At 45.1% G+C, this 23,502-nt stretch carries 16 protein-coding genes; 13 read left to right on the top strand and 3 right to left on the bottom strand.

All coding sequences use genetic code 11. The features are described 5' to 3' along the window. The first annotated feature begins 4 nt into the window (after window positions 1-4). The 7 genes from ftsW to lpxC all read left to right on the top strand — a co-directional run bounded on the left by ftsW (window position 5) and on the right by lpxC (window position 8,226). Window positions 5-1,201 (top strand): cell division protein FtsW, encoded by a 1,197-nt coding sequence (gene ftsW, locus APB76_RS21005; RefSeq protein ID WP_054962016.1) that lies wholly within the window; start codon window positions 5-7, stop codon window positions 1,199-1,201. Continuing rightward, window positions 1,188-2,249 carry an undecaprenyldiphospho-muramoylpentapeptide beta-N-acetylglucosaminyltransferase gene (gene murG, locus APB76_RS21000; RefSeq protein ID WP_054962015.1) on the top strand — a complete coding sequence of 354 codons (1,062 nt, stop codon included), beginning with the start codon at window positions 1,188-1,190 and terminating at the stop codon, window positions 2,247-2,249. Before ftsW ends, murG begins: the two co-directional genes overlap by 14 nt. Window positions 2,250-2,260: 11 nt before the next feature. Continuing rightward, a complete protein-coding gene (gene murC / locus APB76_RS20995) occupies window positions 2,261-3,721 on the top strand; it encodes a UDP-N-acetylmuramate--L-alanine ligase (protein WP_054962014.1) in 1,461 nt (486 codons plus the stop codon). Window positions 3,722-3,907: 186 nt separating this feature from the next. Next, the gene (locus APB76_RS20990) at window positions 3,908-4,690 is read left to right on the top strand and encodes a cell division protein FtsQ/DivIB (protein ID WP_054962013.1); all 783 of its coding nucleotides are present in this window, start codon (window positions 3,908-3,910) and stop codon (window positions 4,688-4,690) included. Further along, the gene (gene ftsA, locus APB76_RS20985) at window positions 4,683-5,945 is read left to right on the top strand and encodes a cell division protein FtsA (RefSeq protein WP_049842879.1); all 1,263 of its coding nucleotides are present in this window, start codon (window positions 4,683-4,685) and stop codon (window positions 5,943-5,945) included. Before APB76_RS20990 ends, ftsA begins: the two co-directional genes overlap by 8 nt. A gap of 30 nt (window positions 5,946-5,975) precedes the next feature. Continuing rightward, the gene (gene ftsZ, locus APB76_RS20980; protein WP_004744949.1) at window positions 5,976-7,211 is read left to right on the top strand and encodes a cell division protein FtsZ; all 1,236 of its coding nucleotides are present in this window, start codon (window positions 5,976-5,978) and stop codon (window positions 7,209-7,211) included. A gap of 97 nt (window positions 7,212-7,308) precedes the next feature. Beyond that, window positions 7,309-8,226, top strand: a complete 918-nt coding sequence (lpxC, locus tag APB76_RS20975) for a UDP-3-O-acyl-N-acetylglucosamine deacetylase (RefSeq protein ID WP_049842878.1) — start codon at window positions 7,309-7,311, stop codon at window positions 8,224-8,226. 92 nt (window positions 8,227-8,318) lie between these two features. Here lpxC and APB76_RS20970 read toward each other — a convergent pair whose 3' ends face one another. After that, a complete protein-coding gene (locus tag APB76_RS20970) occupies window positions 8,319-8,777 on the bottom strand; it encodes a DUF721 domain-containing protein (protein WP_049842877.1) in 459 nt (152 codons plus the stop codon). 320 nt (window positions 8,778-9,097) lie between these two features. On the opposite strand from APB76_RS20970, the gene secA reads away from it, so the two are divergent. The 6 genes from secA (at window position 9,098) to APB76_RS20940 (ending at window position 19,081) form a co-directional block, all read left to right on the top strand. After that, window positions 9,098-11,827, top strand: a complete 2,730-nt coding sequence (gene secA / locus APB76_RS20965) for a preprotein translocase subunit SecA (RefSeq protein WP_049842876.1) — start codon at window positions 9,098-9,100, stop codon at window positions 11,825-11,827. A gap of 125 nt (window positions 11,828-11,952) precedes the next feature. Next, window positions 11,953-12,351, top strand: coding sequence for an 8-oxo-dGTP diphosphatase MutT (gene mutT, locus APB76_RS20960; protein WP_049842875.1), 399 nt, complete (start codon window positions 11,953-11,955; stop codon window positions 12,349-12,351). 91 nt (window positions 12,352-12,442) lie between these two features. Beyond that, window positions 12,443-13,252 (top strand): 4-hydroxy-tetrahydrodipicolinate reductase, encoded by an 810-nt coding sequence (dapB, locus tag APB76_RS20955; RefSeq protein WP_049842874.1) that lies wholly within the window; start codon window positions 12,443-12,445, stop codon window positions 13,250-13,252. A gap of 482 nt (window positions 13,253-13,734) precedes the next feature. Beyond that, a complete protein-coding gene (gene carA / locus APB76_RS20950; protein WP_049842873.1) occupies window positions 13,735-14,874 on the top strand; it encodes a glutamine-hydrolyzing carbamoyl-phosphate synthase small subunit in 1,140 nt (379 codons plus the stop codon). Window positions 14,875-14,890: 16 nt separating this feature from the next. Beyond that, entirely contained in the window at window positions 14,891-18,121 is a 3,231-nt protein-coding gene (gene carB / locus APB76_RS20945) for a carbamoyl-phosphate synthase large subunit (RefSeq protein WP_049842872.1), read from the top strand. A 177-nt stretch (window positions 18,122-18,298) separates the two neighbouring features. Beyond that, window positions 18,299-19,081, top strand: coding sequence for a TSUP family transporter (locus APB76_RS20940; protein WP_054962012.1), 783 nt, complete (start codon window positions 18,299-18,301; stop codon window positions 19,079-19,081). 8 nt (window positions 19,082-19,089) lie between these two features. Here APB76_RS20940 and APB76_RS20935 read toward each other — a convergent pair whose 3' ends face one another. Continuing rightward, window positions 19,090-19,956 (bottom strand): LysR family transcriptional regulator, encoded by an 867-nt coding sequence (locus APB76_RS20935; RefSeq protein ID WP_054962011.1) that lies wholly within the window; start codon window positions 19,954-19,956, stop codon window positions 19,090-19,092. 96 nt (window positions 19,957-20,052) lie between these two features. Then, window positions 20,053-23,451, bottom strand: a complete 3,399-nt coding sequence (gene car, locus APB76_RS20930) for a carboxylic acid reductase (protein ID WP_049842869.1) — start codon at window positions 23,449-23,451, stop codon at window positions 20,053-20,055. Window positions 23,452-23,502 lie beyond the last annotated feature (51 nt).

The raw sequence follows: 23,502 nt of genomic DNA, 5'->3' as shown, positions 1-23,502 counted from the left end.
AAATATGCAAATTCGAAACGTTTTTGGCAGTATTAAACGTTGGGTGACCACCGCATCACCTGAGGTTTTGTATGATCGTCAATTAGTATGGATTTCACTGGGTCTAATGCTAACAGGCTTGGTGATGGTAACATCTGCCTCGTTCCCAATCAGCTCACGCCTGACGGATCAGCCATTCCACTTTATGTTTCGCCATGCCATCTTCCTCGTATTAGCGCTTTCTACTTCGGCAGTGATATTACAAGTGCCAACTAAGCGGTGGGCGCAGTTCAGTACTTGGCTGTTGTTACTGTCGATATTCTTACTATTTGTTGTACTCGTCGCCGGGAAATCGGTCAATGGTGCATCGCGTTGGATTCCGCTCGGGCTGTTTAACTTACAGCCTGCAGAGGTGGCTAAGTTATCGCTGTTTATATTTATGTCAGGTTATCTTGTGCGCAAAAATGAAGAAGTCAGGTCGAGCTTCTTCGGTGGTTTTATCAAACCTATTATTGTCTTTGCCACCTTAGCCAGTTTACTGCTGTTGCAGCCAGACTTAGGTACTGTAGTCGTGATGCTGGTGACCCTATTTGGTATGCTGTTTATTGCTGGGGCCAAGCTGACTCAGTTTTTGGCACTAATGGTGGTCGGTTTGCTCTCTGTTGCAACATTGATTTATATCGAACCCTACCGAATGCGCCGTGTAACTTCATTCCTAGACCCTTGGGAAGATCCTTTCGGCAGTGGTTATCAGTTGACTCAGTCTTTAATGGCATTTGGGCGCGGTGAGTGGTTTGGTCAAGGACTTGGTAACTCAATTCAAAAATTAGAGTACCTACCTGAAGCACATACCGATTTTGTTTTTGCTGTTCTTGCTGAAGAATTAGGCTATGTCGGTGTTGTTTTAGTTCTGATACTGATTTTTAGCTTGGTTCTTAAAGCGATTTTTATTGGCCGTAAAGCATTCGATAGCAACCAGTTGTTTGGCGGTTACCTAGCGTTCGGCATTGGAATCTGGTTCGCATTTCAAACGTTAGTCAATGTGGGGGCCGCCGCAGGAATGGTGCCGACCAAAGGCTTAACCTTACCTTTGATCAGTTATGGTGGTTCAAGTTTGATTATTATGGCGGTAGCGGTGTCGATACTATTGCGCATTGACCATGAATGCCGCTTATCCAGTGCAGAAATACAACAAATTATAGATAGCGATGAAAAAGAATAAACGACTAATGGTGATGGCCGGTGGTACAGGTGGTCACGTATTTCCTGGTCTCGCGGTTGCCAAACAACTCCAATCCCAAGGCTGGGAGATTCGCTGGTTAGGTACTGCGGATCGTATGGAGGCTGATCTGGTTCCCAAACACGGAATAGAGATCGATTTTATCAAGGTAAAAGGTCTACGAGGTCAAGGCATTGCCCGCTTACTTAAAGCACCCTTTCAGATCTTAAATGCGATTATACAGGCCAAAGCGCATATGAAGCGTTGGCAACCAGATGCGGTACTTGGCATGGGCGGCTACGTTAGTGGACCGGGTGGTGTTGCGGCGTGGCTATTGGGCATCCCTGTTGTACTGCATGAGCAAAATGCAGTGGCAGGTTTGACCAATCAGTGGCTATCCAAAATCGCCAAGAAAGTTTTTCAAGCATTCCCAGGGGCATTTTCTAAAGCAGAGGTTGTTGGCAACCCAGTGAGGGAAGATGTGGCTGCGATTAGTGAGCCAGATCAACGTATGGCAGAGCGTGATGGCAAAGTGCGTATTTTGGTCATGGGAGGCAGTCAAGGGGCACAAATACTTAATCGCACCTTACCTGACGTAATGGCCAAGCTAGGTGGTGAATATGAGATTCGTCATCAAGCGGGCAAAAATAACCATAACGAAGTTGCACAGGCATACCAAGTCAACAATGTGCAAAATGCAGATGTAACCGAGTTTATTGATGATGTTGCCAAGGCATATGACTGGGCTGATTTACTGGTTTGTCGCTCGGGGGCATTAACGGTTTCCGAAGTTTCAGCAGCAGGAGTGGGCGCAATCTTTGTTCCATTTATGCATAAAGACCGACAACAAGCTTTAAATGCTGATCACTTGGTAGAATGTGGTGCAGCAAAAATGATTGAGCAGCCAGAGCTGACGGTCGATAAGTTAGTGTCTGAAATTCAGGCATTAGATCGTAGCAATCTATTAGCGATGGCAAATAAAGCTCGCAAGGCTGCTAAGTTAGATGCAGATAAAGTGGTATCTGAAGCCATTGTTGCACTGACGAAATAACGAGAAGATTCATGACAATTCAACATACTCAAGATTTAGCTCAAATTCGCGCTATGGTGCCAGAAATGCGCCGCGTGAAGTGTATTCACTTTATTGGTATCGGTGGTGCTGGAATGAGTGGTATTGCAGAAGTACTACTTAACGAAGGCTATCAAATATCGGGTTCTGATATAGCCGAGAACCCTGTGACAGAGCGTTTAACTCAAAAAGGTGCCACGGTTTACATCGGTCACGCGCAAGAGAACGTTGCCAAGGCGAGTGTGGTAGTGGTTTCTACTGCAATCAATGAAGAAAACCCAGAAATTATCGCGGCGCGAGCAGCGCGTATTCCAGTGGTTCGCCGCGCAGAGATGTTGGCAGAATTGATGCGATTTCGTCATGGTATCGCAGTTGCGGGAACACACGGTAAAACGACCACCACAGCGCTAGTCACTCAGATCTATTCTGAAGCAGGCCTCGATCCTACTTTTGTCAATGGTGGTCTGGTTAAGAGTGCAGGGACCAATGCGCGTTTAGGTTCAAGCCGGATTCTGATCGCTGAAGCGGATGAGAGTGATGCATCTTTCTTACACCTCCAACCCATGGTAAGCATTGTTACTAATATCGAAGCTGACCATATGGATACCTATGGCGGTGATTTTGAGACCTTAAAGCAAACTTTTATCGATTTCTTACATAATCTACCGTTTTATGGCCAAGCGATTGTTTGCGTTGACGATTCTGTTGTACGAGAACTGGTGCCAAAGATCAGTCGTCAAGTGATTACCTACGGCTTTGCAGAAGATGCTGATGTTCGTATCGATAACTATCGTCAAGAAGGGCAGCAAGGTAAGTTCACGGTTATCCGTCAGGGCAAAGCAGACTTAGATATTACCTTGAATATTCCAGGTCGCCACAATGCTCTGAATGCCTCAGCAGCGATTGCCGTAGCAACAGAAGATGATATTGCCGACGAAGCGATTTTGAATGCAATGGCGGGCACTCAGGGGACTGGGCGTCGCTTTGATCATCTGGGTGAGTTTGATACAGGTAATGGTCAGGCAATGTTAGTTGATGACTACGGGCACCACCCAACAGAAGTCGATGTGACAATTCAAGCAGCACGCAATGGTTGGAAAGAGAAGCGCTTAGTGATGATCTTCCAGCCGCACCGATATAGTCGAACGCGCGATCTCTATGATGATTTCGCTAACGTATTAGAGCAAGTAGATGTTTTGATCATGTTAGATGTTTACTCTGCGGGTGAAAAGCCAATTGCGGGGGCTGACAGTCGCGCTCTATGTCGCACGATTCGTAGTCGTGGTAAGCTTGACCCGATTTTTGTCCCAGAAAGCAAGGCGTTACCTTCAGTTCTCGCCAATGTTTTACAAGACGGTGACTTAGTGCTCACTCAGGGGGCAGGTGATGTTGGTAAAGTGGCGAAACAGCTCGCGGCTTTTGAGTTAAATATCGATAAGATGGTACAGGCATAGTTTAAAACATCGAATTTTGGGTATTTGCGTCACTTATTGAATTTTAAGTAGTGATTTATCACTTTCAGTGTTTGATACTTTCTTGGACGCCAGTATAATCCGAAGGTTAAAGTAAGTGCTTTTGCCTCTATTGTACGAATTGAGATAGGGAAAGAATAAGCGAGCTAATGGCAAGGACTATGGACTTTGATTAAAAGTGCTTTTAATGAAGGCCGTCGTTTAACCGCTATGCCACTGGTAAAAGAACATGTCGTTGGTGGCAGTTTCTTGCTAGTGGTCTTGTTGTTAATTGGCTCTCTCCTTTACTCCACGATCTCTTGGATGTGGGATGACCAACGTCTCCCCCTTTCGAAAATAGTGCTTCAGGGTGAATTACACTATGTCTCTGCTTTAGATGTTCAACGCGTATTTGCTCGCCTTGAACATGTTGGAACATTTATGTCTCAGGATGTGAATGTGTTGCAGAACATGGCGGAGTCGATCCCTTGGGTATCTCATGCCTCGATTCGTAAACAGTGGCCAGACACGGTTAAAGTTTTTCTTACCGAACATCATGCAGAAGCCATCTGGAACGGTAATGCATTGCTCAATGATTACGGTCAGGTTTTTGATGGTGATATTGGCAAGTTAGAAGAAGAACGGGTCAAGTTATATGGACCGAAAGGTACAAGTGAAGAAGTACTTCAGGTATGGCGCGGCATTAGCCCTAGATTTGAGGCACTTAATCTAACGATGACATCGTTGGTTTTAAATGATCGTCGAGCGTGGCAAATCATCCTCGATAATGGTATTCGTTTAGAACTAGGCAAAGAGTCGTTGGAAGAGCGGATAGAACGCTTTATTTCGCTTTATAAGAATTTGGGTAGTGATACTCAGCGAGTGAGCTACATCGACCTCAGGTATGATACGGGAGCATCAATTGGATGGTTCCCAGAACAAGAGTTAGAACAAGAGACTACAGATGACTAAGACCGCTGATGACAACATTATTGTTGGTCTTGATATAGGCACTGCTACCGTATCGGCTCTCGTAGGCGAAGTATTGCCTGATGGTCAAATTAACATTATTGGCGCAGGCAGTAGCCCGTCTCGCGGGATGGACAAAGGTGGTGTTAACGACCTTGAATCGGTGGTTAAGTCGGTTCAGCGTGCTGTTGACCAAGCCGAATTGATGGCAGAGTGCCAAATTAGCAATGTATTTATTTCGCTGTCAGGGCGTCACATTGCCAGTCGTATAGAAAAAGGCATGGGAACTATCTCTGATGAAGAGGTTTCTCAAGAAGATATGGATCGTGCAATCCATACGGCAAAATCGATCAAAATTGGTGACGAACAACGCATTCTGCATGTAATTCCTCAAGAATTTACGATTGATTATCAAGAAGGGATTAAAAATCCGCTAGGTTTATCAGGAGTACGCATGGAAGTTAGCGTACACCTAATCTCTTGTCACAATGATATGGCGAGAAATATCATAAAAGCAGTCGAGCGATGTGGACTTAAAGTCGAGCATCTTGTTTATTCTGGTTTAGCAGCGAGTAATGCGGTTATCACAGAAGATGAGCGAGAACTGGGCGTATGTGTTGTCGATATTGGTGCTGGTACTATGGATGTTTCCATTTGGACTGGCGGCGCTTTACGCCATACAGAAGTGTTTTCGTACGCGGGTAATGCTGTGACAAGTGATATTGCTTTTGCTTTCGGTACACCAGTGAGTGATGCGGAAGAGATAAAAGTAAAATATGGCTGTGCTCTAAGTGAGTTAGTCAGCAAAGATGACACGGTTAACGTTCCTAGCGTTGGCGGGCGTCCATCACGCAGTTTGCAAAGACAGACTTTGTCTGAAGTGATTGAGCCTCGTTATACTGAGTTAATGGGACTGGTTAACCAAACTATCGATACAGTTCAAGAGAAGCTGCGCGAAGAAGGGATTAAACATCACCTAGCAGCAGGAGTGGTGCTCACCGGTGGAGCGGCACAGATTGAAGGGCTGGTCGAGTGTGCGGAACGTGTATTCCGCAACCAAGTAAGAGTCGGCAAACCTCTAGAGGTGAGCGGCTTAACAGATTATGTAAAAGAGCCGTATCATTCTACGGCAGTTGGTTTACTTCATTATGCGAGAGACAGTCAAATTAACGACGATACTGAGTACAACGAGCCGACGCGCTCGTCAGTAACGGGGTTGTTTGGTCGTTTGCGTAATTGGATACAAAAAGAGTTTTAACCTGAGCAGCAGGAAAAACGGAGATAACACATGTTTGAACCGATGATGGAAATGTCTGACGACGCAGTTATTAAGGTCGTTGGGGTTGGTGGCGGTGGCGGTAACGCCGTTGAACACATGGTACGTGAATCCATCGAAGGTGTTGAGTTCATTAGTATTAATACTGATGCTCAGGCGCTTCGTAAAACCAGTGTGAATAGTGTTATTCAGATTGGTGGTGATATGACCAAAGGTCTTGGAGCAGGTGCGAACCCTCAAGTAGGACGTGACGCAGCTCTCGAAGATCGCGATCGCATTAAAGAAGAGCTAAACGGTGCCGATATGGTATTTATCGCAGCTGGTATGGGCGGTGGTACTGGTACAGGAGCAGCTCCTGTTATTGCAGAAGTGGCAAAAGAGTTAGGTATCCTAACGGTTGCTGTTGTAACTAAGCCATTTAGCTTCGAAGGCAAAAAGCGTTTAGCTTTTGCTGAGCAAGGTATCGAAGAGCTTTCTAAGCACGTGGACTCGTTAATTACGATTCCTAACGAGAAGCTTCTTAAGGTACTTGGCCGTGGTATTACACTACTTGAAGCATTTGCTAGCGCGAACGATGTATTAAAGAATGCAGTACAAGGTATTGCAGAACTGATTACTCGTCCAGGCATGATTAACGTCGACTTTGCTGACGTAAGAACAGTGATGTCAGAAATGGGTCATGCCATGATGGGTAGCGGTGTTGCTAAAGGCGAAGATCGTGCTGAAGAAGCGGCAGAAATGGCAATTTCTAGCCCACTTCTAGAAGATATCGATCTTGCTGGAGCACGCGGTGTGCTAGTTAACATCACGGCGGGTCTAGATATGCGTCTAGATGAATTCGAAACCGTGGGTAACACAGTAAAAGCGTTTGCTTCAGATAACGCAACCGTTGTAATCGGTACTTCATTAGATCCTGATATGGCTGATGAAATCCGTGTGACAGTTGTTGCGACTGGTATTGGTAACGAGAAGAAACCTGATATTACTTTAGTTGCGGGTGGCAAAGCGAAAGTCGCTCCTGTTGCTCAACCGCAGACTCAGCCACAAACAGCGCCTGCTCAGCAGACTGTCAATAAAGTGGAAGAAAAAGCGGCACCAACTTTGCAAGAAAAACCTCAGGTAACTCCTCAGCCAACGACATCAACACCGTCTGGTTCAGGTGCGGGGCAAAGTGCAGCAGCGCCTAAGGCAGATAAAGAAAGCGGCTATCTTGATATCCCTGCGTTCTTACGTCGTCAAGCTGACTAAAATAACTACAATTTGACACTGTTCAATTTTGTGGTAGCATGCACGGTCAATGTCACCATTGACCGTGATTTGTAGCATTTTTACTGAGGCAAAGTAGATGATCAGACAACGTACTCTGAAAGAAATAGTGAAAACAACTGGTGTGGGTCTCCACTCTGGTCGTAAAGTCACGCTTACTCTGCGCCCTGCTGCTGCAAATACTGGCATCGTTTATCGCCGTACTGATGTGAATCCTCCTGTAGATTTTCCTGCGGATCCTGCGTCCGTTCGCGATACAATGCTATGTACAGCACTGGTTAATGACGAAGGTGTACGTATCTCTACTGTTGAGCACTTAAACGCAGCTCTAGCGGGAATGGGTATCGATAACATCATCGTTGAAGTTGATGCTCCAGAGATTCCAATCATGGATGGCAGTGCTAGCCCATTCGTGTTCCTGCTCCAACAAGCAGGTATTGAAGAGCAAAATACACCAAAACGTTTTATCCGCATCAAAAAGCCAGTACGCTTTGAAGATGACGATAAGTGGGCTGAATTCGTGCCATTCAACGGTTTCCGTATGGACTTCGAAATCGAGTTCAACCACCCAGCCATTGAATCTGACGAGCAGCACCTACTGTTTGATTTCTCATCGCAAGGCTTTGTCAAAGATATCTCTCGTGCACGTACTTTTGGTTTCATGCGCGATATTGAGTACTTACAGTCGCAAAACCTATGTTTAGGTGGTAGCTTTGATTGTGCCATCGTATTAGACGAATATCGTATTCTTAACGAAGAAGGTCTGCGCTTTGACAATGAGTTTGTTACTCACAAAGTGTTGGATGCTATTGGTGACCTTTATATGTGCGGCCACCCAATCATTGGTGAGTTCCGCGCGTTTAAATCTGGTCACGGTTTGAATAACCAATTACTTCGTTCAGTGCTTGCAGATCAAGAAGCATGGGAATGGGTAACTTTCGAAGAAGAAGCGACATCACCAGTTGCATTTGCAGAACCAAACGTGGTTATGGCATAACAAGATTGATTAGAAAAAGCCGGACGAGAGTCTGGCTTTTTTGTTTTATGCCCCATCCTAAATAAGCTTTAGGCTTTGTTTGCCTGTCTCGGCTAACTTTGATCTTTTTTCGCCAGTTTTGCCAAGCTCTCTAATCTCGCTTTGACTTTAGGCGATGCACCTGTGGCGATCATTTCTAGATACTGCGCCGCTGTACCGGATATTGGATCACGAGGTTTTGGTTTATCTTCGCTACGGTTCTTACTTCGATACAGTTCAGGGTTGATCTGGACACTCACCGCAATCAAGCGGGCAAATCCTTTTGATCGTAGCTGATTCAAGATACTCAACCGTTCGTAATCAATTTTCATTTTGATCCCGGCACTTGCGACTTCTAGGATCAGTTGATTATCGCGAATGTTTGCCACCCGGCAATGATCTTCCGTTCCTCTAGGCAGGATCGATTTTAGCTCTCGATTGATCAATATGATCTCTTGAGCGTGTTGTTGCAGTTGGGATAGTCGTGAATCAGCAATTATCTCATCCCCTAAAGTCGGGCGGTGGTCTCTCATGTTGAGCCTCTAATCAAGTCGACAATTCTATTTTAGTCAATGGGCTAGAACGAAGATAGAGCTTAAGACGAATAAACTTCAATCATATAACGATAAAAAATAAAGAATGCTTCAAACAAATCACCTTGTTATTGGTTGTGAGAGGCAAAATCCCATAAACTATCCGCCACTTATAGTGATATAAGCCTTGAAATCTATAGTTGTCATCACAATATCTGAGGAAAGTGATTTATCTCAGTATTCTTAGTTCAAAACTGTTAGAGACTGAAGGCATTAAAAGTAGATCGGGCCCGATCTGAATAAAGAGAGATTCATAGCAAATGATAACTAAGCTACTGACAAAGGTGATTGGCAGTCGCAATGATCGAACACTGCGCAGCCTGAGAAAAATTGTAAAAGAGATTAATAATTACGAACCAGCGTTTGAAGCACTTTCTGATGAAGAGCTAAAAGCAAAAACCGTTGAGTTCCGTCAGCGTTTAGAGCAGGGTGAAACTCTAGATAAACTACTACCAGAAGCATTCGCCACAGTACGTGAAGCGTCTAAGCGTGTATATGGTATGCGCCACTTCGACGTACAGCTTATCGGTGGTATGGTACTAAACGCAGGCCAAATTGCAGAAATGCGTACCGGTGAAGGTAAAACGCTAACGGCTACGCTACCAGCCTATCTCAACGCGCTACCAGGAAAGGGCGTACACATTGTTACCGTCAACGATTACCTAGCTAAGCGTGACGCAGAAACTAACCGACCTCTATTCGAATTCTTAGGCATGACGGTTGGTATCAACGTGCCAAACATGCCGCCTCAAGAGAAAAAAGAAGCTTACCTAGCGGATATTCTTTACGGTACGAACAACGAGTTTGGTTTCGACTATCTTCGTGACAATATGGCTTTCCGCGCTGAAGACCGTGTGCAACGTGAGCGTTTCTTTGCTGTGGTCGATGAGGTCGACTCGATTCTTATTGATGAGGCACGTACACCACTGATTATCTCTGGTCCTGCTGAAGATAGTTCAGAGCTTTACATTCGTATCAATACTCTGATTCCTCATCTACAACAACAAGATCAAGAAGATTCAGAAGAATACCGTGGTGATGGTCACTACACGGTTGACGAAAAATCTAAGCAAGTTCATCTGACCGAAACAGGTCAAGAATTTGTTGAAGAATTGATGATCAAGAATGGCCTGATGGAAGAGGGCGATACGCTTTACTCTCCAACTAATATCAGCTTATTGCACCACGTGAACGCAGCGCTTCGTGCCCATGTATTGTTCGAAAAGAACGTTGACTACATCGTTAACGAAGACGGTGAAGTGGTTATCGTTGACGAACACACAGGACGTACTATGCCTGGTCGTCGTTGGTCTGAAGGTTTACACCAAGCGGTGGAAGCCAAAGAAGGCGTTAAGATCCAGAACGAGAATCAGACTCTGGCTTCTATCACCTTCCAGAACTTCTTCCGTTTATACGAAAAACTGTCAGGTATGACAGGTACTGCGGATACCGAAGCGTTCGAGTTCCAATCGATCTACGGTCTAGAAACGGTGGTTATTCCAACCAACAAGCCAATGGTTCGCAACGATATGCCTGATGTGGTTTATCGTACCGAAGCTGACAAGTTCAATGCGATCATTGAGGATATTAAAGAACGCGTTGCACAAGGTCAGCCCTCTCTAGTGGGAACTGTGTCTATCGAAAAGTCAGAGCTTCTGTCTAATGCGCTGAAGAAAGCGAAGATTAAGCACAACGTCCTGAACGCAAAATTCCACGAGAAAGAAGCCGAAATTGTTGCTGAAGCAGGTACTCCTGGCGCTGTAACGATTGCAACCAACATGGCTGGTCGTGGTACTGATATCGTATTGGGGGGTAGCTGGCAGGCTCAAGTTGACAAGCTCGAAAGCCCAACGCAAGAGCAGATCGATAAGATTAAAGCTGATTGGAAAGTGATTCATGACCAAGTACTAGAAGCAGGTGGTCTGCACATTATTGGTACAGAGCGCCATGAATCTCGCCGTATCGACAACCAGCTGCGTGGTCGTTCTGGTCGTCAAGGTGATGCAGGTTCATCTCGCTTCTACTTATCAATGGAAGATTCTCTGCTGCGTATCTTCACTTCTGACCGTATGGCAAGCTTAATTCAAAGCGGTATGGATGAAGGTGAAGCGATCGAATCTAAGATGCTATCTCGTTCTATCGAAAAAGCGCAACGTAAAGTTGAAGGCCGTAACTTCGATATTCGTAAACAGCTACTTGAATACGATGATGTTGCCAACGACCAACGTAAGGTTGTTTACGAACTTCGCGACGAGTTGATGGTTGTTGACGATATCAGCGAGATGATCGAACAGAACCGTCAAGACGTGCTAACAGCGGTGATCGATGAATACATCCCACCACAATCTCTTGAAGATATGTGGGATGTCGAAGGCCTACAGGATCGCCTTAAAAATGACTTTGATCTTGATGCGCCAGTGAAGCAGTGGCTCGAAGAGGATGACAAACTTTACGAAGAAGCACTTCGTGAGAAGATTATCGAAACGGCTATCACGGTTTACAAGCAGAAGGAAGAAGTCGTTGGTGAGCAAGTGCTGCGCAACTTCGAGAAATCAGTGATGCTACAAACGCTAGATACGTTATGGAAAGAACACCTAGCAGCTATGGATCACCTTCGCCAAGGTATTCACCTTCGTGGTTACGCACAGAAAAACCCGAAACAAGAGTACAAGCGTGAGTCGTTTGAGCTATTTGAAGGACTGCTAGACGCACTGAAGTCAGATGTGATTACCATTCTGTCTAAAGTTCGCGTTCAGCAACAAGAAGAAGTTGAGCGCATGGAAGAGCAGCGTCGTGCTCAAGCTGAGGAAGCGGCTCGCCATGCTCAAGCCCAGCATGCATCAGCGCAAAGCCAGCTTTCGGATGGTGAAGAAGAAGACGAAGGCGCTCACCAACCAATGGTCCGTGAAGAGCGTAAAGTAGGCCGTAATGAGCCTTGCCCATGTGGTAGTGGTAAAAAGTACAAGCAATGCCACGGCAAAATCGGTTGATGCTTTGCCTCAAACAAGTATTAATTTTAGAGTCGCTTAGGCGGCTCTTTTTTTATCTAATGGTTATCTTAATAATCGTCAGCCACAATGCAGGGCATGACAATGGAAAGTAAATAGGAAGTCTGATGAAACGAATTCATATCGTAGCGGGAATTATCTTCAACCGAGATAAATCGCAGGTGTTTATTACTAAGCGCCCAGATGATAAGCATAAAGGTGGTTTTTGGGAGTTTCCTGGCGGCAAAGTAGAACAGGGTGAAAGCATCGAGCAAGCTATGGTTCGCGAGCTTGAAGAAGAAGTTGGAATTACAACCACTGAACAAGCGTTATTTGAACATATTGAATTTGATTATCCTGACAAGTCTTTAAAGTTTGATTTTATTACCGTTACTGAATTTAGCGGCCAACCTTATGGAAAAGAGGGGCAGCAAGGCGAGTGGGTTGATATCAGCGACCTTGGCAAATATACATTCCCAGAGGCTAATGTGCCGATCTTAGAGCGTGTGCTAAAAGAGTTTTCTTAAACCCGTCAAAGCCCCCCTAGCCAGAGGTGGTGAATACTGTTAGTTTTAGTGGATTGGCTATAAAAACGATTACTCGAAACGGAGAAGTGCAATGGTACGTATTGCAATTGCAGGAGCAGCAGGCCGAATGGGCCGTAACCTAGTTAAAGCAACTTACTTAAATCAACAAGCGCAAGTAGGTGCGGGTTCAGAGCGACCTGAGTCTTCACTAGTCGGTGTTGATGTTGGTGAACTTTGTGGTGAAGGTAAGTTTGATGTTGTTCTGACTGACGACCTAGCAAAAGAGATTGAAAGCTTTGACGTCATTATCGACTTCACGGCACCAGCAAGCACGCTTGTAAATTTGGAGCTGTGTCGTCAACACGGTAAGAGCATCGTTATTGGTACGACGGGGTTTACTGAGCAAGAGCGAGAGCTCATAGATACGATTGCCAAAGAAGTGCCTGTAGTGATGGCACCGAACTACTCGGTTGGCGTTAACTTGGTCTTTAAGCTACTTGAGAAAGCGGCCAAGGTGATGGGAGATTATTGCGATATTGAAATTGTCGAAGCACACCACCGTCATAAAGTAGATGCGCCTTCTGGTACGGCTATTGGCATGGGTGAAGCGATTGCCGATGCGATGGGTAACAAGCTCAATGATGTCGCTGTCTATGCTCGTGAAGGTATTACCGGTGAGCGTACTAAAGATGAGATAGGTTTTGCTACGATTCGAGCGGGCGACATTATTGGTGAGCACACGGCAATGTTTGCTGATATCGGTGAGCGAGTTGAGGTGACCCATAAAGCGACAGACCGAATGACTTTTGCTAACGGCGCTGTTAAAGCCGCCGTGTGGCTAAATGAGAAGCCAGCGGGCTTTTATACCATGACCGATGTGTTAGGACTCAATGAGCTTTAAATCAATAATTATGCGCTGGGCTTGCCCGGCGCTTTTTATATCTAGCTAATAATGTCTCTTTAATAAACATGGTAAAGTGCACTAGTTGTATTGGTTTTTAGTGCTGATTTTGATTGTTTGAATGTGTTTTTTACCACAATTGCTTAAAAGTATAAGTGAAGTTTGTTTGTTCAACGTTTGCGCAAAAGCCATAAACAAAACTGTGATCTGTGATGAGTAAAAAATGACACATTTCATAAAGTTTTCATATCATCGCCCCAATCTCCTGACTAAACTTTGTTTTTTAGCCATCTAAAACCCTTTTTTGATTTAACTGCTCTAAATGTCCAACTTATTTTAACGACTCTGTTGACACAAATCACAACCATCATTAGAATACCGCCAATTTGTCTAATTTCCATAAACACGCACTTTTGAGTGTTGCGGGAAGGTAGATTTGCAAATTAAATCAATTTTAATGCATCTTTATTCCGGAGGTTGTCTTGAGTAAGTCAGCACTGCTAGTCCTAGAAGATGGGACAGTATTCCACGGTGAATCCATTGGCGCAGATGGTTCTGCTGTCGGTGAAGTCGTTTTTAACACCTCGATGACGGGGTACCAAGAAATCCTCACTGATCCTTCCTATTCTCAACAAATTGTTACTCTTACTTACCCTCACATTGGCAATACCGGAACCAATTCCGAAGATGAAGAATCCTCTTCAATCCACGCACAAGGCCTTGTGATTCGCGACCTTCCTCTTATCGCTTCCAACTTCCGTAACGAACAATCCCTTTCTGATTACCTTAAATCGCAAAATATCGTCGGCATTGCTGATATCGATACGCGTAAGCTTACTCGTATTCTGCGTGAGAAAGGCGCACAGAACGGTTGTATCGTTGCGGGTAACAACCTAGACGAGGCTCTAGCGCTAGCTAAAGCGAAAGAATTCCCTGGCCTAAAAGGTATGGACCTTGCGAAAGAAGTTACAACAAAAGAAGCGTATCAATGGAAACAAGGTTCGTGGACGCTTGAGAGTGGACTTCCTGAAGCGAAAGACGACAGCGAGTTGCCATATCACGTTGTTGCCTACGACTTCGGTGCAAAACGCAACATCCTGCGCATGCTTGTTGACCGCGGCTGCCGCTTAACGGTTGTTCCTGCTGAAACATCAGCAGAAGAAGTATTGGCTCTTAATCCAGACGGTGTGTTCTTATCAAACGGCCCGGGTGACCCAGAACCATGTACTTACGCGATTGAAGCGACAAAAGTATTCCTAGAAAAAGGCCTGCCAATCTTTGGTATCTGCCTAGGTCACCAAATCCTAGCGCTAGCGTCTGGTGCACAGACTGTGAAGATGAAGTTTGGTCACCACGGTGCTAACCACCCAGTTAAAGATTTAGATCGTAACGTTGTAATGATCACTTCTCAGAACCACGGTTTTGCTGCGGATGAAGCAACACTACCTGAGAATCTACGTGCAACTCACGTATCGCTATTTGATGGTTCACTGCAAGGTATTCACCGTACAGACAAGCCAGCGTTTAGCTTCCAAGGTCACCCAGAGGCGAGCCCAGGTCCAGAAGATGCGGCACCGTTATTTGACCACTTTATCGAACTCATTAAACAACACAGCGCTTAATTCGGAGTAGTAGAGAATGCCAAAACGTACTGACTTAAAAAGTATTCTAATTCTAGGTGCCGGCCCGATTGTTATCGGTCAGGCATGTGAGTTTGACTACTCTGGTGCTCAAGCATGTAAAGCACTGCGTGAAGAGGGTTACCGAGTTATCCTTGTGAACTCTAACCCTGCAACTATCATGACTGACCCAGACATGGCGGATGCAACTTACATTGAACCGATCCAATGGGAAGTAGTTCGTAAGATCATTGAGAAAGAGCGTCCAGATGCCGTACTACCAACAATGGGTGGTCAGACTGCGCTTAACTGTGCTCTAGATCTAGAAAAACACGGCGTACTTGAAGAGTTTGGCGTGCAAATGATTGGTGCAACTGCTGACGCTATCGATAAAGCAGAAGACCGTTCTCGCTTCGATAAAGCGATGAAGTCTATTGGCCTTGAGTGTCCGCGTGCAGATACAGCGAAAACCATGGAAGAAGCTTACGGCGTTCTCGATATGGTTGGCTTCCCATGTATCATCCGTCCATCATTCACTATGGGTGGTACCGGTGGTGGTATCGCTTATAACAAAGAAGAGTTCGAAGAGATTTGTCGCCGTGGTTTAGACCTTTCTCCAACTAACGAGCTTCTAATCGATGAATCACTAATCGGCTGGAAAGAGTACGAGATGGAGGTGGTTCGCGACAAAGCGGATAACTGTATCATCGTATGTGCGATTGAAAACTTTGACCCAATGGGTATCCACACCGGTGACTCAATCACAGTTGCTCCAGCTCAGACACTAACAGACAAAGAATACCAACTGATGCGTAACGCATCTCTAGCGGTACTGCGTGAAATCGGTGTTGAAACGGGTGGTTCAAACGTACAGTTTGGTATTAACCCGAAAGATGGCCGTATGGTTATCATCGAGATGAACCCACGTGTATCTCGCTCTTCTGCTCTAGCATCGAAAGCAACGGGTTTCCCAATCGCGAAGATTGCAGCAAAACTGGCGGTTGGCTTCACTCTTGATGAGCTACAGAACGATATCACTGGTGGTGCAACTCCTGCATCATTTGAACCAACAATCGACTACGTCGTGACTAAGATTCCTCGTTTTAACTTCGAGAAGTTTGCTGGCGCGAACGACCGTCTAACGACGCAAATGAAGTCAGTTGGTGAAGTTATGGCTATCGGCCGTAACCAACAGGAATCGCTACAAAAAGCACTTCGTGGTCTAGAAGTAGGTGCAACTGGCTTTGATGAAATGGTCGACCTAGATGCTCCTGATGCTCTGACAACAATTCGTCATGAGCTTAAAGAAGCGGGTGCAGAGCGTATTTGGTACATCGCGGATGCATTCCGTGCTGGTATGTCAGTAGATGGCGTATTCAACCTAACGCAAATCGACCGCTGGTTCCTAGTTCAAATCGAAGACATCGTGAAGCTTGAGCAAGAGCTTAAAGTGAAAGGTTTCGCAGGCTTGAACAAAGAAGAACTGAAAAAGCTGAAGCGTAAAGGTTTCGCAGATGCTCGCCTATCTAAGATTTTAGGTGTGTCTGAAAGTGAAATCCGTCGCCTACGTGACCAGTACGATATCCACCCAGTTTACAAGCGCGTAGATACCTGTGCGGCTGAGTTCTCTTCTGATACCGCTTACATGTACTCATCTTACGATGACGAGTGTGAAGCGAACCCAACTGATAAAGACAAGATCATGATTCTTGGCGGTGGTCCTAACCGTATCGGTCAAGGTATTGAATTCGACTACTGTTGTGTACACGCATCACTAGCACTACGTGAAGATGGCTATGAGACTATCATGGTTAACTGTAACCCTGAGACAGTTTCAACAGACTACGATACTTCTGACCGCCTGTACTTCGAACCAGTAACACTGGAAGACGTACTAGCAATTGCTCGCGTTGAGAAGCCAAGAGGCGTTATCGTTCAGTACGGTGGTCAAACGCCACTGAAACTAGCACGCGCACTTGAAGCCGCAGGCGTGCCAATCATCGGTACTAGCCCAGATGCTATCGACCGTGCAGAAGACCGTGAGCGCTTCCAAGTTGCTGTCGACCGTCTAGGTCTTCTACAGCCAGAGAACGCGACTGTAACGACAATGGAACAAGCGGTAGAGAAAGCGCGTGAAATTGGTTACCCACTAGTTGTACGCCCTTCATACGTACTGGGTGGTCGTGCGATGGAAATCGTATACGACGAGCAAGATTTACGTCGCTACTTCAACGAAGCAGTAAGCGTATCGAACGAATCTCCAGTTCTTCTTGATAGCTTCCTAGACGACGCAGTTGAAGTGGATATCGATGCTATCTGTGACGGTGAGCGCGTCGTTATCGGCGGTATCATGGAGCACATCGAACAAGCAGGTGTTCACTCAGGTGACTCAGCATGTTCTCTTCCTGCATACACCCTAAGCCAAGAAATCCAAGACGTAATGCGTGAGCAAGTTGAAAAGCTAGCGTTCGAGTTGGGTGTTCGTGGTCTGATGAACACACAGTTTGCCGTTAAGAACAACAAAGTATACCTAATCGAGGTTAACCCTCGTGCAGCACGTACTGTACCGTTTGTATCGAAAGCAACGGGCGCACCAATCGCTAAGATTGCGGCACGTGTTATGGCGGGTCAATCTCTAGAAGCTCAAGGCTTTACCAAAGAAATCATCCCACCATACTACTCTGTAAAAGAAGTGGTGCTACCGTTCAATAAATTCCCTGGTGTTGACCCACTGTTAGGCCCAGAAATGCGCTCAACAGGAGAGGTAATGGGTGTAGGTGCAACATTCGCAGAAGCGTACTCTAAAGCTGAACTAGGCTGTGGAGCGGTTTACCCTGAAGGTGGTCGTGCACTGCTATCTGTACGTGAAGGTGATAAGCAGCGTGTTGTTGACCTAGCGTCTAAGCTGACTAAGCTTGGCTACCAGTTAGATGCAACGCATGGTACGGCAGTTATTCTGGGTGAAGCGGGTATTAACCCACGTTTAGTGAATAAGGTACACGAAGGTCGTCCACACATTCTTGACCGTATCAAGAATAACGAGTACACCTACATCGTGAACACGGCTGCTGGCCGTCAAGCGATTGAAGACTCTAAAGTACTTCGTCGTGGCGCATTAGCTGAGAAGGTGAACTATACAACGACGTTGAACGCTGCATTTGCAGTATGTATGGCACATACGGCTGACGCGAAAACGTCGGTAACTTCAGTTCAAGAGCTACACGCAAAGGTGAAAGCGAACGAAGCGTAATAAAAATCAGTAAGCTCAACTTAGAGCTTATATGACAACATCATTGCCCACTCATTTGAGTGGGCTTTTGTTTTATTGATGAATAGTTGGAATGAATTAAAGTCTAATCTTTCTCTAAGGGAATTGTTAACTTAGTGGTATTTTGACAGACATAAGTAGATAACCGATTGATTGAGAATGGAACTGACACTCGAATTACTGACGATACTTTTCTTCGTGGCGACCGCAGCGGGTTTCATTGATGCCATGGCTGGGGGAGGGGGGCTACTTACTCTGCCCGCTCTACTCGCGGCTGGTGTCCCTCCGACTCAGGCGCTCGCTACAAACAAGCTTCAGAGTTCATTTGGCAGCTTTTCTGCCAGTTGGTATTTCGTGCGCAATGGTATTGTCAGCATTAAAGAGATGCGCCTTGCGATCGTTTGTACTTTTATTGGCTCGGCGGTGGGTGCAGAAGCCGTCCAGTACATAGATGCCGGGGTACTTACGAGCCTAATTCCGATTTGTTTGGTTGCGATCTCGCTCTATTTCCTAATGATGCCTAAAGCGAAACAGCATAAAGGTGAGGCAAAGCTATCTGAAGCCATGTTTGCTTTCTCGGTTGGCGGAGGTGTCGGCTTTTATGATGGCTTCTTTGGCCCGGGCACAGGATCGATATTCACAGTTTGCTTTGTTGCATTAGGTCACTTCTCGCTGGTGGATGCGACAGCGCGTACTAAGGTGCTTAACTTCACCTCCAATATTGCAGCACTGCTGTTCTTTATTTTTGCCGGATTGCCGATTTGGGAGTTAGGGCTTGTGATGGCCGTCGGAGGATTTATTGGGGCACGGCTCGGCGCTAAAGTGGTGGTGAGCAAAGGACAACAGTGGATTCGCCCATTGGTGATTACGATGTCGATACTGATGGCAGCAAAGTTATTGTGGCAAGAGCATTCACAATGGTTACTCTCTTTTATTGCCTAGCGTTTTAGTTAGTGAGTATTAAGTGATGTATTTGCTGACTTAGCTACCGAAGCAACCACTTTATCAACTAGGGCTTTGATTCGTTGATTCTTATACGAAGAAGCGCGCAGGCACACATGCAGTGGGCGATAGAGTGGCTGTAACTGCTCAAAGTGATGGCAATGCTGTTGCTCGATCTTTAGCGTTTGGATGACTGATAAGGGCACCAAAGCAGGAGCAATCCCAGAAAGGGCAAGCTGGGCTGCCGCGGCATAAGAGTCCATCTCCATAACCGGTGTCATAGCAAGATTTTTGAGGATCTTTAGCTGGTACGTATTGGCAGTGTTGGCAAGATCATTGGTAATGATCGTCCTTGGCAGTTGCTTAAGAGGGCGATCGGCGACAATAAAAAACGGCTCGTCGATTAGATGAAATGTTTTTAGCCCATGCTGCGGGGGAAGTAAACCCGCGCAAATACCTAGATGCGCTTTGCCTGACTGAACATGCTCAACGATTCGTGGTGTATGATTAGTGGTGATGCGAATGTAAGGATCTGATCTAAAGTGCTGACCAAGGATATCTGCAAGGTAACTCGCCACTAAAGTTTCAGAGCAGTCAAGGGTTATTGTGCTCTGCTCCTCCATCGATTGCTGCTCATAGATACGGCCTCTTAGTTCATTGAAGGTTGGGCCAATACTCTCGATAAGATTGATTGCATCTTGTGTGAGCTGAACATTTCTTCCATCCGGAACAATCAACTTTTTGCCAAGCTTCTTCTCAAGGTTGGCAATGCGTTTGCTGACCGCTGATTGACTAATATAGAGCTGGCTGCCAGTACGGCTCATGGTTTTGGCCTTACTGAGCGCTAACAGTGTTTCTATACCTTCTAACAGCATGCCATCATGTCCCTGAGAGTCGAAGAGGTGTGATACTGTACCCAATAAAAAAGCGGCGCTCAATGAGCGCCGACTGAAGCTAAATACTACTTGTGATTAGATACTTACTTTTTTCAATCTAGTGAGATCATTAAAGTACTTATTAATCAAATTTTTATCTATTCTTGGAATACCATTTCCAAAATCAGCAATTTTGGTTTTAGCTACCTTTGATTCAAAGTGTTTTGAAGGAATAGGCGAGCCAGAAACGGCAGCTAACGGTGAGTGGTAGCTATGAATAAGTGGCCACAAAGATTCAGCCTTACGCTCTTCTCCTAGTTGTTGGTGAGCCTCTTTAAACAATTGATACCAAGCGGAATATTGCTCAATTCTGTGGAATCTTACTCCTATCTCTTCTAGCCAATCGACAAATGTATCTAACGAGATACCATCATGGTGAGGGTTGACTAGATTGTAGGTGTGGAATTCAGACTCGTTTTCTGAGCCCAGTCTAATGATCGCACTAGCAGTAAAGTCGACTGGTAAGCCATCATAGTGAGGAAGTACTCCTTGATTGGCATAGAAGCTCTTAGGTGCTATCCCAGTTTCAATTAAACTAATTAGCAGTCGGGTAAACATGTCCGGTAAGTTTAGTTGATTGTCGTATTTGCTGTGAGCGAGAATCATGCTAGAGCGAAATATTGTCACTGGTAAACCGTAATGCTGGTGTGCTTCACGCAGTAACACCTCGCATGCCCACTTACTCGTTGCGTAACCACTCGCATAGCTATCACTTATGACTCGTACTGGTTCGATGATTCGAATGTCTTGATACTCATCAATTGGTTCTCGCTCCCCTCGATCTGCGACAGCAATACTGGATAGAAAAGAGAAGTGTTTGATCTTATTTTCAAGAGCTAGAGCTATTAGTTGAGCGGTTCCAACTACATTCGCGTCAAAGCAATCTCGGTATGGCAGTACGTGATTTACCAAGGCACCAGCATGGATAATGGTATCCACTTCAGTAGTAAGGTAGTGCCATTGCGTGGATTCTAAACCAAATTTGGGTTGTGATAAGTCTCCATTAATAACCTCAAGTCGCTGTGAAATGAGTTTATCTAGTCTTATGCTTATTTTTTCGTCGAGGTAAGAAAAGGCATCACGAATACGGCTAATGGCTTGCTGTTTGTCTCGGGCTCGAACTAAGCATATGACTTTCCCATCAGATTGCTCAGCTTTCTCAAGCAAATCTAATAGTAGGAATCGCCCTAAATAACCGCTTGAACCAGTCAATAGAACCACTTGTGGTTTTTCTGAACTAGGTAGGTTGTGGGCTTTTTTTAGGATACTTTCATCAATAAACTTATCTATTTTTAATTGTTCGGCATAGACATCAGTTGCTCCTATTTCGTGAATATCTTCAAAGCTGGGTGCGTTGCCGTTTTGATTGTTGTCGGCGATAAATTCAATTATGTATTTCAGGTCATAGGCTGGACTTATAACAATATCGACAGGTACGCGAACTTGGAACAGCTCCTCTAGCATGGTCGCAAATGAAACTGCAGATAAGGAGTCGCCACCGAGGTCACGAAAATTATCACTTGTCAGAACCTCATGGCTATCGTTACCGATGAGGCTGGTGGCTGCTCTTAAGACGATTTCTTCTACCGTCAAATGTGCACTGTTTTGATGTAACTCACTAACTAGGCTGGATTCTTGCTGCTCCAAGCTTTCGTATAGTTTTTCTAGCTTATCTTCATATTTTAATCTGAGTTTAGGGAACAGTGCTTTGCCGTGATCTGAAAGTAGTCCATTACCATGCGTAAAGGCTTGAGGTTCAATGATGAAGTCCCTAGGAATCTCATAACCATTCAGTGTATAAGCTTTGGCCAGAGAGCGGAAAGACTCTGAAATAAGTCGCTTTAGCGTATTTAGTTCGTTTTCGTATTTGTTAAGTAGCTCTTCTTTAGGCACAACCACTGCGAGCAAGCTGGATCTCTGGCTATTACCATAAACAAAAATTTGGCGTACTAGTGGGCTTGAAGTGTAGATAGCTTCTAGGCTTGCAGTTGTGACAAACTCACCTTGTGATAATTTTATAACGTTACTGCGGCGATCAATATAACGTATTTTTCCGTTCTGATGATCCGCAAATATATCACCAGTTTTATAGTATCCATCAAGTGTAAACAGCTCTTTATCGAGCTCTGGATGATTAAAATATCCAGGTATGATCGACTGAGTTTTAATTAATAGCTCACCTCTGGGATAGGGAGAATCTTGCGTTGAGTACCCCAATTCCGGTACATCGACTAACTTATAGTTTTCTACCGGAGGAGACAATAATTGACCAGAGACTGCAATAGCTCCAGCTTCCGTAGAGCCGTATATTATGTTGAGCTCCAGATCAAACAGTGATTCCATAAAAGATTTCATTTGCTCTGACAATGGAGCCGAACCACAACTGATCCAGTTTACCTGCCCGCCAAAAACTTCTGTCCGAAATTCGTGTTTGAGTGCTTGTTCTATTTCTTTCGATACTAGGCTTTCAGTTTGGCGTCGTCTGTTCAGCTCTGAAACGAACTTTTGGTAGATCATTTCGCAAACACGTGGCACTAGTGACAGCTCAGTTGGTCGTGCAAGTACTATGTCTTCGAAGAAACTTGATAAATTACTTTCAGAGGCGAAGAAGCAGTTTCCGCCACGAACAAATGTGTTCTTTAAGGAAGAATGCCCGGCAACGTGGCTCATTGGCATATAGTGAAAAGTCGAAGTCGGTTGGTCGGAAAAAAGGCTTGCCCAAGTTCCTCCCCACATTCCTGCCGCCAGCTTCTTGGTGTACATTGCCCCTTTTGGAGTCCCTGTACTACCCGAAGTATAAATAAGCATAGATAGTTCATCATCTTGCTCTTCAAAATCCGGTATTGATTCTCTGAGGGAGTGACCGTCGTCAATTAACAGTTCTAAGCTTGTTAATTCGATATCTGTTTGTTGTTTTGACAGAGTTTTAAGTGCATCTTGGTAGCTATTCTGGTGTGTTTTGTCTTTGTGGTCATGATCAAGAATAACGACTCTTTTTATGCACGAACAGTGTGCTAGAAGGCTGAGAGCAGTGCTAAGGTAGTTGTGGCTAACAGCTAGAGTATTGGAGTGCGTCTCTTTAATGATATGAGATAACTGCTCTTCGTTGGAGCTAGTTTGTAAGTGAACTGAAACCGCACCTAAACGAATACATGCTAAGTCAAAGACCGCATACTGGCCGCTTGTAAAGGATAAAAATGCCACTTTAGTTTGATTAAAAACTGGAGCTTTAGAGCAAAAGAAAAGTGCTTTGGCCGTGTTTTCAGCATTTTGCCATACTTGCTGATAACTCATATGAGAGTACTCGTTATCTAGCGATGGTTGAGGAGCTGTTTGGTTTGAGCTTGGTAGAGGCTTGCGTCTTCTACGTTCTGAAATAGCTGGACGGTGAGCATATTTTTCCATTACAGAGCGTACAATTTGGAGCAATTGCATCGTGGTGTTTCTCCGAATAGTGTATAGAGCCTGAACGAAGATAAGTTCGTT

The sequence above is a fragment of the Vibrio bivalvicida genome (assembly GCF_001399455.2).
GTDB lineage: Bacteria > Pseudomonadota > Gammaproteobacteria > Enterobacterales > Vibrionaceae > Vibrio > Vibrio bivalvicida.
Note: the sequence above shows the minus strand (reverse complement) of the source record. Positions and strands in the feature narration are given on the sequence as shown.

Coding starts and splice junctions, on each gene's coding strand:
- car (WP_049842869.1), bottom strand. CDS start 23,451: ATGCAATTGCTCCAAATTGTACGCTCTGTAATGGAAAAATATGCTCAC.
- carB (WP_049842872.1), top strand. CDS start 14,891: ATGCCAAAACGTACTGACTTAAAAAGTATTCTAATTCTAGGTGCCGGC.
- ftsA (WP_049842879.1), top strand. CDS start 4,683: ATGACTAAGACCGCTGATGACAACATTATTGTTGGTCTTGATATAGGC.
- murG (WP_054962015.1), top strand. CDS start 1,188: ATGAAAAAGAATAAACGACTAATGGTGATGGCCGGTGGTACAGGTGGT.
- APB76_RS20940 (WP_054962012.1), top strand. CDS start 18,299: ATGGAACTGACACTCGAATTACTGACGATACTTTTCTTCGTGGCGACC.
- ftsZ (WP_004744949.1), top strand. CDS start 5,976: ATGTTTGAACCGATGATGGAAATGTCTGACGACGCAGTTATTAAGGTC.
- dapB (WP_049842874.1), top strand. CDS start 12,443: ATGGTACGTATTGCAATTGCAGGAGCAGCAGGCCGAATGGGCCGTAAC.
- lpxC (WP_049842878.1), top strand. CDS start 7,309: ATGATCAGACAACGTACTCTGAAAGAAATAGTGAAAACAACTGGTGTG.
- APB76_RS20935 (WP_054962011.1), bottom strand. CDS start 19,956: ATGCTGTTAGAAGGTATAGAAACACTGTTAGCGCTCAGTAAGGCCAAA.
- ftsW (WP_054962016.1), top strand. CDS start 5: ATGCAAATTCGAAACGTTTTTGGCAGTATTAAACGTTGGGTGACCACC.
- mutT (WP_049842875.1), top strand. CDS start 11,953: ATGAAACGAATTCATATCGTAGCGGGAATTATCTTCAACCGAGATAAA.
- APB76_RS20970 (WP_049842877.1), bottom strand. CDS start 8,777: ATGAGAGACCACCGCCCGACTTTAGGGGATGAGATAATTGCTGATTCA.
- secA (WP_049842876.1), top strand. CDS start 9,098: ATGATAACTAAGCTACTGACAAAGGTGATTGGCAGTCGCAATGATCGA.
- murC (WP_054962014.1), top strand. CDS start 2,261: ATGACAATTCAACATACTCAAGATTTAGCTCAAATTCGCGCTATGGTG.